General features: G+C 64.9%; 10 protein-coding genes. 4 read left to right on the top strand and 6 right to left on the bottom strand.

The window, feature by feature from the left end; translation table 11 throughout:
• Window positions 1–18: 18 nt before the first annotated feature.
• Both ACQY6T_RS12560 and ACQY6T_RS12555 read right to left on the bottom strand, forming a co-directional pair.
• The gene (locus tag ACQY6T_RS12560; RefSeq protein WP_428631146.1) at window positions 19–1,911 is read right to left on the bottom strand and encodes a proprotein convertase P-domain-containing protein; all 1,893 of its coding nucleotides are present in this window, start codon (window positions 1,909–1,911) and stop codon (window positions 19–21) included.
• A gap of 178 nt (window positions 1,912–2,089) precedes the next feature.
• On the bottom strand, window positions 2,090–2,839 hold the full coding sequence (locus ACQY6T_RS12555; RefSeq protein WP_428631144.1) for a 16S rRNA (uracil(1498)-N(3))-methyltransferase: 750 nt from the start codon (window positions 2,837–2,839) through the stop codon (window positions 2,090–2,092).
• Between the two features lie 203 nt (window positions 2,840–3,042).
• Here ACQY6T_RS12555 and ACQY6T_RS12550 point away from each other — a divergent pair, with 203 nt between their 5' ends.
• The 4 genes from ACQY6T_RS12550 to ubiA all read left to right on the top strand — a co-directional run bounded on the left by ACQY6T_RS12550 (window position 3,043) and on the right by ubiA (window position 7,257).
• On the top strand, window positions 3,043–4,992 hold the full coding sequence (locus ACQY6T_RS12550) for a pilus assembly protein TadG-related protein (protein WP_428631142.1): 1,950 nt from the start codon (window positions 3,043–3,045) through the stop codon (window positions 4,990–4,992).
• Window positions 4,989–5,591: a TadE/TadG family type IV pilus assembly protein gene (locus ACQY6T_RS12545; protein WP_428631140.1), complete on the top strand. Its 603-nt coding sequence runs from the start codon at window positions 4,989–4,991 to the stop codon at window positions 5,589–5,591. Before ACQY6T_RS12550 ends, ACQY6T_RS12545 begins: the two co-directional genes overlap by 4 nt.
• Entirely contained in the window at window positions 5,588–6,262 is a 675-nt protein-coding gene (locus ACQY6T_RS12540) for a TadE/TadG family type IV pilus assembly protein (RefSeq protein WP_428631139.1), read from the top strand. The genes ACQY6T_RS12545 and ACQY6T_RS12540 overlap by 4 nt, the downstream gene beginning before the upstream one ends.
• Window positions 6,263–6,333: 71 nt before the next feature.
• Complete coding sequence (gene ubiA, locus ACQY6T_RS12535; protein ID WP_428631138.1) at window positions 6,334–7,257, top strand: 4-hydroxybenzoate octaprenyltransferase; 924 nt, start codon at window positions 6,334–6,336, stop codon at window positions 7,255–7,257.
• Window position 7,258: 1 nt separating this feature from the next.
• On the opposite strand, the gene ACQY6T_RS12530 is transcribed toward ubiA, so the two are convergent.
• The 4 genes from ACQY6T_RS12530 to ACQY6T_RS12515 form a co-directional block, all read right to left on the bottom strand.
• Complete coding sequence (locus ACQY6T_RS12530; RefSeq protein WP_428631137.1) at window positions 7,259–10,702, bottom strand: chromosome segregation SMC family protein; 3,444 nt, start codon at window positions 10,700–10,702, stop codon at window positions 7,259–7,261.
• A gap of 135 nt (window positions 10,703–10,837) precedes the next feature.
• Complete coding sequence (locus ACQY6T_RS12525; protein ID WP_428631136.1) at window positions 10,838–11,578, bottom strand: thioredoxin domain-containing protein; 741 nt, start codon at window positions 11,576–11,578, stop codon at window positions 10,838–10,840.
• 37 nt (window positions 11,579–11,615) lie between these two features.
• Complete coding sequence (locus tag ACQY6T_RS12520; RefSeq protein WP_428631135.1) at window positions 11,616–12,332, bottom strand: thioredoxin domain-containing protein; 717 nt, start codon at window positions 12,330–12,332, stop codon at window positions 11,616–11,618.
• A 17-nt stretch (window positions 12,333–12,349) separates the two neighbouring features.
• On the bottom strand, window positions 12,350–12,916 hold the full coding sequence (locus ACQY6T_RS12515; protein ID WP_428631133.1) for a DUF721 domain-containing protein: 567 nt from the start codon (window positions 12,914–12,916) through the stop codon (window positions 12,350–12,352).
• Window positions 12,917–12,936 lie beyond the last annotated feature (20 nt).

Here is a 12,936-nt window from a genome sequence, read left to right as displayed (position 1 = left end):
TATGAAAATTGCAGAAAATCAATTGATTGTCACATTGAAAGCGACGGCAAGGGCGCTCGCGGGTGCCAACGTTGGTGCGGTGGCGGCAACGGTGCCGCCGCCGAACGAGGCGCCAAACGGATCGCTTTCGTCCGCCCCGCTCGGGTCGTCATCCTCGACCACTGTCGTACTGGAACAGCTGTTGCCGCTGCGCAACGAGCCGGGAACGAAGGTTACCGTCGGTGGCAGGGGGTCGGCGACGTTGATCGCAGTCGCGGTCCCGCTGCCACTGTTGGTGACGAGCAGACAATAGCGCATCGTGGCACCCGGGATTGCCTTGGGATCGGCGGTGCCATTGGTCGGGTCGCTCACGACGCTGCTGGTCTTGGCGATCGTCAGGTTGGTCGTCGGGCGGCAGAAGGTGATGTCGTGGATCGCGGCGCCCTGCTGGCCCGGGTCGGTGGGCGCCAGACTATGGCTGCCGTAAGTGATGACTATCGTGTCAACCGGCGCCGAAAACGTCACGACGACATTTCCGTTGGCGCTCGCATCGGCCGACGCCGCGTCGCCATAGGCGCTGTTGCCGATGATATAGTTGCTCACACCGTTGGTCAGTGTCGGGGTGACCGGCGCACCGTTGAAGCTGCCGATCACGGTCAGCCGGTCGGCGAACTGGCCTGCCGCATAGTCGATGTCGAAGACGCGGAACTGCGCGCCAGGGACGGCGGTCGGCAGCGTCATCGTCGTGGTGACAGCCCCCGACTGACTGGTGAAATCGACGATCTGGAAGATCGAAAATTGCGCGGGTGTCAGGCCGCCGGTGGAGACATTCTGACGCGTCGGCGACTGGCCGCCATAGGTCGCGTTGTTCAAGAACGCGCCGCCGCTGATCGCGATATTGAAGTTCATCGTACCGATCGCGGTCAGCGGATAGCTGCCGCTGGTCGTGCCTGCCGCCCAGGTGACGCCGTCCCAATCCTGGACGGTCGAGCCGACCGGACAGACCAGTGTTGGCGGCGTCCCGGCGACCCGCGTGCCCGACACGGTAAAGCTGGCGGTATCATAATCATCCTCGCTCGCCGCGCCATTACCGGGGGTCGAATCGAAATCGAAACCCGACGAGGCGCTGACCTCTGCAATATTAGCGACCGTCGCGCCCGCCGTTGCGGTCACGGTGCCGGCGATCGTCAGCGTTCGCGTCGTGCCGGGTGGGATGCTACCGACCGTCCAGACGCCGGTGGTGCTGTTGTAACTACCGAAACCCGATGCGCCGGTGAATGCAAAACCCGCGGGCAACATGTCCTGCACCGTCACGGCGTTCGCGGTGAGCGCCGAACCGCTCGCGTTCGTGACGCTGAGAACGTAATTGATGCTGGCGCCAAAGGCCGGAGCAGCGTTGCTCACTGATTTGGTCAGCGACAGGTCGGCCGACGGCGTCATCGGTACCGTCGTCAGCGTCAGGTCGCTGCGGGTGAAATTGCCGGTGTCGCCGTTCAGCGAATCGCAGATGGTGAGCTGCCACGTCCCGACCGATCCCTGGCCGTTGAACGCCGCGAGCGATGCTTCCGGCGAAAAAGTGCGCTGGTAGGGCGGCGCGGCGGCCGTGCTGTCGTTTGCCGTGTGAGTGGCAATGCTCGTCGCGGCGCTGTCGTCGAACAGGACGTTCAGATTGTCCGCCGAAGTGCCGACATTGGTAATCAGATTGACGACGGTGCCGGTCGGCGAAACCAACGTGGCCCGAATGTCGCCGCGATAGCTATGAGTGAATTGCACCCCGATATTCACGTCCGTAATCTGCGCGCTCGCGGCAACAGAGAAATTGCGCACCATCGGACTAGCACACGTGGTCGCGGTTTCGCTGATCGTGCCGGTGGTCGTGTTGCTGTAGGTCGTGGTCGTCTGCGCGGCGGCGGGATTTGCGGCAAGCGTCATCGCCAGCCCGACGAGCATCAAGATGGCTCGTACAAACTGTGCGTGCTGACCCCCACGCCAGCAATATCGGCTCTGGTCCTGCCGTTGCATCGGGCTGCTATGCTAGGGCATAGCTAATATGCGGTTAAAATCGGAGGCTTGGCGCGAAAACTGTCCGGGAACGGAACAATTTCGGTATTCAACGGTCGGCCATCCAATCGCCATGCTGCGCCATCCACAGGCTCGTGGCCGCAATCGCGGCGGTTTCGGCGCGCAGGATACGCGGACCCAGCGTCATCTGGCGCACCGCGGCGTTTGCGAGCAACAGATCGCGCTCGCGTTCGGTAAAACCGCCCTCGGGGCCGATCAGGATCGCGGCGGGAGCCGGGGCCGCGATGGCAGCCAGCGGTGCACCGCCGGCTTCGTCGGCGAACAGCAATGCGCGATTGGCGGGCCAGTCTGCCAGCAATTGCGCCAGTTTGACCGGCTGGCCAAGCACCGGCAGCGCGGTGCGTCCGCACTGCTCGCATGCCTCGATCACCTGCGCCTCCAGCCGATCGCGCTTGACCCGTTCGACGATCGTGCGTTCGGTGATGATGGGTTGCAACCGGGCGACGCCGAGCTCGGTCGCTTTCTCGATGATCCAGTCGAGCCGCGCTTTTTTAACGGGCGCAAAGCACAGCCACAGATCCGGCACCTGTTCGATAGGACGCGTCTGGCGTTCGATGCGGACCGTCAGGACACGCTTGCCCGCATCGACGATGCTGGCCAGCCATTCGCCGCTGCGGTTGTCGAACAACAGAATCGGCGCGCCGACCTTGAGCCGCATGACGTTCAGCAGATAATGCGCCGCAGCGCCGTCGATTAATGGCTCAGCGTCGTGCGCAAGCGGCAAATTGACGAACAGACGGGGCGTGCTGGCGGGCGGCCAGGCGGGAGTTGCGGGCATAACTCCGCGATAGCAGACACTGTTATTCTGCACACCTGCCACGTGTCTCAAGCCTTATTGTCCCGTTCCGGGGCAAAACGGCCGTTTTCGAGCCGTATCCGGTGCCGCTCGATTAGCAGTTTGGTAAGCAGTTTCGCCCTAGTGCGAGGTGCCAGACCCGCATCTGTAGTGGGCCGCGTGTCTGGACCAAGAGGGGTTTGACCATGCGAGGGACCGTATTCACCCGGCTGCGGCGGGGCATAAAAAGGCTGTCGCGCGACCAGCGCGGCAACGCGATGATGCTGACCGCAGCCGCGATCGTGCCTGTGCTCGGCATGGTCGGTTCCGGGATCGACATCGGCCGCGCCTATATGGCCCAGCTCCGTCTGCAACAGGCGTGCGATGCTGGCGTGCTTGCCGGTCGCCGCGCACAGGCGGGCGGCACCTATACCAACGCGGCAAAGGCCGAGGCGAACAAGATGTTCGCATTCAACTATAGCGCGGGCGCCTATGGCAGCACCGGTGTGACTTTTTCGTCGCAGGCGCTGAACGCGTCGGATGTCGCCGGGTCGGCGTCGGCGCGCCTTCCGGCCCAGATCATGAAGATATTCGGGTTTAACGATTTCAACCTGGCGGTGTCATGCGCCGCAAAACTCGAAGTTTCCAACACCGACATCATGATGGTCCTCGATGTGACGGGGTCGATGGACACGGTCAATTCGGGCGACTCGGTGTCGCGCATCGAAGCACTGCGCACCGCCGCCGTCGATTTTTTCGATACGCTCACCACCGCCGACATGGGCGACGGGCGCCTGAGGTTCGGCGTCGTGCCGTACAGCGGCACTGTGAATGTCGGCGCCATCCTGCTGGAGGAAAATCCGGATTGGATATCGGACGTCGCATCAACGCCGACGCGCGTGGCGACGTTTGTCGATGTCTGGGGTACGGGGACAACCACGACCGGATCGCCCAGTGGTACCACCTATCCCGGCAATCCCACGTCGGGCAGCAGCTGGTCGGCCTGGGCGAATTTTGGCAGCGGCATCACGCAGGCGAATTGCGTCATTCCGACGCAGGCGGCTGGCGGGACGGCGACGAAGTCGGGCGCGGTGCGAACCACGCAGACGGGGCAGTATCTCGATAGCAACGGGAACCGCGTTACCACCTATAACAACGAACAGGACTGGACCTACACCCGCAATGCCTATCGCTGGAGCAGCAACCGCTGTCAGCGGCAAACGCGTCCCCATATCTATACCGAAACGACGCCTTCGGCGCTGACGCAGCCGCCGGTCAAGCAGTTCAGCTACTTCACGTACAAGAACTTCGACCTGCCCGTCGCGCCGGCCAAATCGGGCAATGCGGTGACGTTGAAGACGGGAACCCGCGGCGTCGACAAAACCTTTACCTGGGACGGCTGCATCATCGAGCGTGACACGACAACGTTCGGCCCGACCAGCACGGCGCCGTCGAACGCCTTCGATATGAACATCGATATGGTGCCGACCGCGGATGCCAGAACGCAATGGAAGATGTTCTTTCCTGAATTTGCTTATAGTCGCGCATCAACGGCCGAAACGACATCGACCAGCACCTCGAACGTCAGCAGCTTCGGCGACCAGGCCGATAGCGGTTCGGACATCGCTGCCTGTCCGCCGCCAGCAATGCGGCTCACGACGATGACCGCGGCCGATCGTTCGACCTTTGTGAACCGGATCAATGCGTTGCGGGCGCAAGGCTATACCTATCATGACGTCGGGATGGTGTGGGGAGCACGGCTGTTATCGCCGACGGGCATCCTCGCGGCCGAAAATGCGACCGCGCCGAACAACCGGCCGATCAACCGGCACATCGTGTTCATGACCGACGGCGATCCGACGGCGCCGCGCAACAACTTCTCGTTCCAGAGCGAGGAGCGATCGACCGGCCGGATCGGCGCCAGCAGCGACACTGATGCCGTCAACCGCCACACGAACCGCTTCCAGCAAATCTGTGCGCAGGCAAGGGGCAACAACACCACCATCTGGGTTGTCAGTTTCGGCACGACTTTGACCACCAATCTGCGCAACTGCGCGTCGCCCGGTGCTGCCTATCAGGCGAATAACGCCGCGCAGCTCAACGAACAGTTCCAGGCGATCGCCCGGCAGATTTCGAAATTGAGGTTGTCGCAATGATCCGTCGGCTCCTCGTGAACCGCAGCCGTCTCGGTCGTGACAGCCGTGGAACGGCGATGGTCGAATTTGCCCTGACGGCGCCGGTGTTCTTGCTGCTGCTGCTCGGCATCATCGACTATGGCTGGAAATTTTATGGCCAGCACGTGCTGCAGGGCGCGGTCAGCAATGCCGCGCGTGCCGCGACGCTGGAGGGCAACGCGCTCGATCAGGCCGGGCTTGATGCCTCTGTCCGCGCAAAGGTTCTCGTGGTGTTCAAGGACGCGCAGGTGAGTTTCTCGCGGAAAGCCTATGAGAGTTACGACGCGATCGGCCGACCCGAACCGTGGGAGGACCTGACGCCGTACAATGGCGTTCGTGACTCCAACGAGTGCTTTACCGACCTGAATGGCAACAGCACCTACGACCGAGATCGCGGTTTGGAAGGCAATGGCGGCGCCGAAGACGTCGTACTCTACACCGTCAGCATGACCTTTGAAAACGTACTGCCGGTATGGCGCATGCTCGGTCAATCGGACCATACGACGCTTCGATCGACGTCCGTGTTGCGTAACCAGCCGTACAACAACAACACCGAAACAAGCAGGCGCGTATGCCCATGATCCTCTTTTCAATCCGGACGAAATTGGCCGCGCGCCGTATGTTGCGCCGCCGATTTGCACGCGACAACCGCGCCACGGTCTTGATCGAAATGGCCTTTTGTATCCCGCTGCTGGTGCTTGTCGGCTTTGGCGGGATCGAGATGGCCAATCTGACCCTGGTAAACACGCGGATCAGCCAGATCAGCCTCAGCGCCGCCGACAATGCGTCAAGAATTGCCTTTGGCACGAATATGTCGCTGCCGCAGGTGCGCGAACTGGATATCAACGAGGTGTTCACGGGCGCCGAAGAACAGGCGCGCGGACTGAACTTGCGTGGCAACGGCCGCATCATCTTGTCGAGCCTCGAACGCAACGCCGATGGCGGCCAAACAATCAAATGGCAACGCTGCTATGGCGACCTGCCGGTCCGGTCGTTTTATGGTCCTGCGGGCACGGGAGCCACCGGGACAGGGTTCCCGGGCATGGGTCCGGTTGGCAAGCGGGTTGTTGCCGTCCAAGGCACGGCGGTGATGGTGGTGGAACTCACCTACACCTACCAACCGATTGCCTATGGCAGCTGGCTGGGACCGAAGACGATCCGGTCGGAGGCCGCCTATAATGTTCGCGAAGGACGCGATCTGACGCGGGTCTATCCGTCCGCTGGCGTCACGCCGTCGCTTTGCCCCACTTGATCGTGGCCGTCGTCTGACGGAAAGATCAGGCATTTATCACGGGCGCGGCGGCTGCTATCGGGCATCTGCCGATGACCGCACCCCATCCTCCCGACAGCCAGCTTCGTGGTTTCATGGCCTTGCTGCCGGCCGCGGTGCGCCCCTATGCGCTGCTCGCTCGGTTCGACCGCCCGATCGGCTGGTGGCTGCTCTATTGGCCCTGCGCCTTTGCGCTGGGGCTGGGCGGCGGCGCGATCAGCCATTGGCCGTTGTTCCTTTGGCTGCTGCTCGGCGCGATTGCGATGCGCGGCGCGGGCTGCGTCTATAACGACATCGTCGACCGCGACCTCGACGCGCAGGTGGCGCGCACCGCATCGCGCCCGATCGCGAGTGGCGCGGTGTCGGTCCGCAATGCCGTTCTGTGGGCGATTCTGCTGGCGCTGGTCGGCCTGCTGGTGCTGCTTCAGCTGCCACGGCCGGCGCAGATCGTCGCCCTCGCCAGCCTGATCCTGGTTGCGGGCTATCCGTTTATGAAGCGTATCACCTGGTGGCCGCAGGCATGGCTGGGACTGGTGTTCAGCTGGGGTGCGCTTGTCGCCTGGGTCGCGGTGAGTGGCGGTGCCGATAGCGAGGGAGCGGGATTCGCGCTGCCGTTGCTCTATGCCGGCTGCATCGCGTGGGTGATCGGTTACGACACCATCTATGCGCTCCAGGATATCGAGGACGATATGCTGATCGGGGTCAAATCGAGCGCCCGTGCAATGGGGCGCCATGTGAAGGGCGGGGTCGCGCTCTGTTATGCGTTCGCGCTGGGATGCTGGGGCGGCGCGCTGTGGGCGGTGCGCCCCGATCCGCTGGTGATCATCGCACTGCTGCCTGCAGCGGTACATTTTATGGGGCAAGTGATAACGCTGGATCCCGCGAATGGCGAGGACGCACTCGCCAAGTTCCGCAGCAATCGCTTTGCCGGATTGCTGATATTCGCGGCGATGCTGGTGGTCGGAATGGCGCCTTAGCCTATTCGGCTGCGAGCAGTTCCTCTGCTGCGCCAAGGTCGACCGACACCAGCCGGCTGACTCCCTTTTCGATCATGGTGACCCCGAACAGGCGGTGCATACGCGCCATCGTCACCGCATTGTGGGTGACGATCAGATAGCGGGTGTTGGTCTCGCGCGTCATCCGGTCGAGCAGGTCGCAGAAACGCTCGATATTCGCATCGTCGAGCGGCGCGTCGACCTCGTCGAGGACACAGATCGGCGCCGGGTTGGTCAGGAACAGGCCAAAGATCAGTGCGACGGCAGTCAGCGCCTGTTCGCCGCCCGATAGCAGGGTCAGTGTGCCGAGGCGCTTGCCGGGCGGCTGCGCCATGATTTCGAGCCCGGCCTCGAGCGGATCGTCCGAATCGACCAGCTCGAGATGCGCCTGGCCGCCGTCGAACAACGTTGTGAACAGCCGCTGGAAATGACCGTTCACGGTCTCGAATGCGGCGAGCAGGCGGACGCGGCCTTCGCGATTGAGGTTGCCGATCGACCCGCGAAGGCGGTGCACCGCCTGCGTCAGTTCCTCGATCTCGGCGGCGCTCTTTTCGCGTTCGGTGTCGAGTTCAACGAGTTCGTCGGCGGCGACGAGGTTGACCGGGCCAAGCCGCTCGCGGTCCGCGATCAGCCGGTCGTGCTGCGCCGATTCCTGCCCCGCATCACGAACGCTTTCGCCGTCGAATCCCACCTTTTGTGGCAACAGCGGCGGCGGACATTCGAAACGCTCGCCCGACAAACGACCCATTTCGATGCGGCGCAGCTCGGCATTTTCGGAGCGCGCGATCGCTCCGGCGCGGGTTTCGCGCGCCGCAGCGACGCGTTCGCGGATCGCCGCCAGCGCGGTCTCTGCCTCGCGTAGCGCCGCTTCGGCAGCGCGTTCCTGCGCCTCGGCCGCTGCGACCTTCTCGCGCAGACCCGCCTGCTGCGCTTCAGCGGCGGCGCGCTGTTGAGCAAGCTGCGCGGGGGCATCGGCAATCTTGGTCGCTTCGGCGGCTAGTGCATCGGCGCGCTTGTCCATCTCGGCCACCCGCCGCGCCGCTTCGCCTGCGCGGGCTTTCCAGCTTTTGATTTCGGCAGTGACGACCGCTTGCCGTTCGCTCAGCGCCGCGAGGCCGCGTTCATGCGCGGCGAGCGCTTCGCGGGCGCCGTTCGCATCGCTTCGTGCGCGTTCAGCGGCCTGCTCCTCGGTATCGAGTGCGGCGCGCGCAATGCTGTCGTCGGGAAGCGCGGCGAGCGCGGTTTCCTGCACCGCCAGCGCGGCGACGGCCTCCTGGGCCAGGTCGGCGATCTCGGCCAGCCGCCGGTCGAACAATGCCGCGGCGTCGCGATGGCGATCCATCGCCGCCTGCGCCTGGTCGGCAGCGCGTAGCGCGGTGCGGCGCGCCTCGTCGGCCTGCGCCAGCGCCTTGCGTGCGGCGGCGGCCGCCTCGGTCAGCTGGGCAGCCCGCGCGGCGGTGGCGTCACGGCGATTGCGCAGTTCCTGGACGCCAAGCTCGATCTGCGGGCGCTGCGCCGCCAGCGCGTCGAGCCGGTTCTGGCGTTGCAGGCGCTCGGTCGCCGTGGCGCCATCGCCGCGCGCGACAAAACCGTCCCAGCGGCGCATCACGCCATCGGTGGTGACAAGCCGCTGGCCGACCGCAAGCGTCTGGCCGCCATCGCTGTCGGCGACTGCGACCTGGGCGAGGCGGCGGGCTAGCGCGGCGGGAGCCGTCACGAATGCGGCGAGCGAGGGAGTCCCAGCGGGCAATATGGGGTCGTCTGATCGGGCGTCGGCGCCGCCCCAGCTGCGCGCCGCGTCCCCGTCGGTCCCGGCGTCGAGGTCGTCGCCCAAGGCGGCGGCGAGCGCGGCTTCATATCCGGGCGCGACGCGGAGTTGATCGAGGATGCGGTCTTCGTCGCGGCGTCCGGCGGCGAGCGCGCGTTCGAGGGTCGCCGCTTCGCCGTCGAGCGCGGCGAGTGCGGTACGCGCTTCGGCCAGTCCGGCTTCGATGCCCGCCAGATCGCCGGCGGTCGCTTCGCGGTCGGCTTCGGCATTTTGCAGTGCGGTTTCGGCGGCAGCGATCGCGGTTTCGGCAGCATCGGCGGTTTTCAGACTATCGGCACGAGCTGCCGCCAGCGCGGCGCTATCGCCCAGCGCGGTGATTTCGGCATCGACGCGCGCCTTGTCGGCGGCGATCCGGCGGATGGCGGCGTCGGCGCTTTCGCGGGCCGACACCGCAATGCGCCGGTCGGCGGCTTCGCTCGCTGCCTTGGCGCGCGCCTGCGCCAGCGCAATCTCGGCATCGCGCAGCCGCGCTTGCGCCGCCAGACTCGCGTCGGCGAGCGCCGATTTACCCGCATCGCGCTCCGCGATGTCGTGCGCCAGCGCTTTGCTTTCGGCGTCCAGCGCGGTCAGCGCGCCATGCGCCTCGCGGGCCAATTCGCCCTCGCGCGCTCGATCGTCGGCGAGCCGCGCCTGCTGCGCCGCAAGGTCGTCGAGCCGCTGGCGCGCCGCGCGCTCCTCGCCCAGCAGCCGAACCTGGTTCGCGGTAGCCTCGGCCAGCGCATCGCGCTGCGCCTGCGCATCGCTGCGCGCCGCGGCGACACGGGTCGCGACCTCGGTCTGTGCTGCAGACACAGTTTCGAGTTCGTGCTGCGCGGTTTTGACCGCAGCCTCGGCGGCATCCGAATCGCGGCGCGCCTGATCGGCGGCGGCGGCGGCATCGCGCCAGCGCGCATAGATCAGCCGTCCCTCAGTAATACGGATTTCGTCGCTCAGTTTCTTATAGCGTTCGGCGGCGCGCGCCTGACGACGCAACGCGTTGGCGCGCGCTTCCATGTCGGCGGTGATTTCGGACAGGCGCGTCAGGTTGGTTTCGGTCGCGCGCAGTTTCTGTTCGGCATCCTTGCGGCGCACATGCAGCCCGGCGATGCCCGCCGCTTCTTCCAGCATCGCGCGGCGGTCGGTCGGTTTTGCGGCGATGACATTGGCAATCTTGCCCTGGCTGACCAGCGCCGGGCTGTGTGCACCGGTCGCGGCGTCGGCAAAGATCAGCGCGACGTCCTTGGCGCGCACGTCGCGGCCGTTGGCGCGATAGGCGCTGCCGGTGCCGCGCTCGATGCGACGAATAACCTCCAGATCGTCGCCGTCGCCGCCATCGGACAGGCCCGCGACGAGTGCGCCTTCGGTGTCGCAGTGCAGCGCGACCTCGGCAAAATCGCGCGCCGGGCGCGACGCGGTGCCAGCGAAGATCACATCCTCCATGCCGCCGCCGCGCATCGATTTGGGGCTGGATTCCCCCATCACCCAGCGGATTGCCTCCAGCAGGTTCGACTTGCCGCAGCCATTGGGGCCGACGACGCCGGTCAGCCCAGGTTCGATCCGCAGCTCGGTGGGTTCGACGAAGGATTTGAAACCCGTCAGGCGCAGCCGTTTTATCTGCACGGAACGTCCCCGTGCAGTCTATCGAATCGGACCGGTTGCAACCTTGGTGTCACATATCCCCCTGACGGCGGTCATGCCGCGCGGGCGGGGGAGTCGCAAGGGGGTAGGCTTATGCCCACCCCCCGCAAAATCGGATCAGCGCGCGCCCATCGTGCGCAGGCGGTCGCGCAGCAGACCCCAGGCGGCGACGCCTTCGACGACCTGGCCGTTGATGATAAATGTCGGCGTACCGGTGATCTGATATTTCGCGACCCCGGCGTTGGTGCCCTTTTCGATCGCTTCGACGTTCTCGACCTTGCTCAGGCATTGCTGAATCGTCGCGGCGGGGACACCGCGCTGCTGATAGAATTGATCGATACCCCAGCCCTTGGCGAGCGCGGCAAAGCGCTGCGCCGGCGGCAGTTTCATCGATTCTTCAATCCCCGGCGCCGGCTTCGACGCGCCTGCAATGAATGCCTCATGTTCTAGGAAGGTCGCGTCGGCGAGCGGGAAGAAGCGGTCGGGGCCGGTGCATTTGACGATCGCCCCCGCAATCGCGTCGACGGGGTGGAGCATGAACGGGGTCAGCTTGTACGACACCCGGCCGGTGTCGACGAAATCGCGTTTCAACTCCTCGTGCGAATCCTTGGCGAACTGCGCGCAATGGCCACAGGTAAAAGCGCCGAATTCCTCGAGCTTAATCGGTGCGTCGGGGTTGCCCATAACCACCCCGTCGCCATCGACGCGCACGACCTGCGACCAAGTCTTGCCAGCGGGCGCGGCCACCTTGGCGACGACGTCCTGTTCTTTGGATGTGTCGGTGGCGCCGCCGCCGCAACCGGCGAGAGCGAGCGCGCCGAGCGACGACAAAAGGGCGATACGAAGCGATGCGGTCATGATGCGATGTTCTCCGGAAACTGAATATGCGAGGCTTTTACGATCCCTTGATCGCTTGGTCGAGTTTCGATTTGAGCGCGGGCCATGACGTTACTTCTGCGTTGCGGCCGTTGACGAAAAAGGTCGGGGTACCGCCGACACGGTCGGTCCCCCGCCCGATATTGGTCATACCGGTCAACTCGGCCTGCGCGACCTCGCTGTCGAGAGCGGCGTCAAGCTGTGCCTGCGAGTAGCCGCGCGCGCGCATCAGCGCGGCGAGCCCGGTGTCGGCGGCGATCTTGCGCGCGCGCTGGGCGGTGGTGCCTTCGAACCAGCTGGTTTTCTGTGCGTCGGTGGATTTTGTCACCTTGGCCATCCAAGTGTCGAAAGCAGCAAAAATCGCCTGATGGTTGCGCGCGAATGCTGCCGGTCCGCCGCAGCGCGCGAGCAGCGCCGCGGTCATATCGACCGGGTCGCGCACCAGATTGCGATATTCGAACAGGACCAGCCCTCGATCGACATATTGCGCCTTGAGCGGCGCTGAACCCAGCTTGGCGAAATCGGCACAGACATGGCAGGTGTAGCTGAAATATTCGACCAGCCGGACCTTTGCCGCCGGGTTGCCGACGACATGCGCGCCGACCGGGCTAGTGGACACCTTCGATGACCAGAGTGCAGGTTTGGCTGGAGTCGCGGCGATCAGCGTCAGCGCGGCGCCCGATATCGCCAGCACCGCAGTGCGGCGATCGAGCGGGGAATCGTCAAAAACGGACATCGTCGGCAGGTCTTTCTTCAACTGATCCGGGGGAGTTTCGGTGCGGTCGCCAGTCCCGACGCCATGCGTTCGAGCACGGTGCGCAGTTCCGGGTCGCCGATGTCGCGAAGACTATCCCCCAGTTCGGCGGGTACGGGTTTGAGCATTGCCGGTGGCTGAACGGGCGCGGCGGGGGTGACTTGGCCATGCGTCATGCGCACCTGCGATACCGCAGCATAGCCAAAAAAGCGGTTGACCGCGGCGAGGATGTCCGGCGCGACATGTTGCAGCATCGGGGCATGCGCGCCGCTGATCGTCAGGTGCAGCGTGCCGCCTGCCTTGGCGCCCACGGGAAAGCGGATCATCGCGGGCTGGGTGACGTCGGCCAGCCGGTCGCCCACGATTTCGCGCCAGCGGCTGACCACCGAGCTTTGGATAAAGCCAAATTTGCGAAAGGCGGCGCGGCCGATTTCGGGAACAAGGTCGGAAATCATGCGTGCTTCGCCGCCGCGCGGGCGTTCATAGATGCGCGCTGCGGGCTTGGCAGGTTTTGCCTTCCCCTTCGCCTTTTTGGCCGGCGCGTCTTCTCCCGTATCTTTCGTCATCGCGGGTGCCATGCCATAGG

Origin of the sequence: Sphingopyxis sp. (genome assembly GCF_965279725.1) — a bacterium.
Classification (GTDB): domain Bacteria; phylum Pseudomonadota; class Alphaproteobacteria; order Sphingomonadales; family Sphingomonadaceae; genus Sphingopyxis.
The sequence above is the reverse complement of the archived record's forward strand: the minus strand, read 5'-3'. Positions and strand labels throughout refer to the sequence as shown.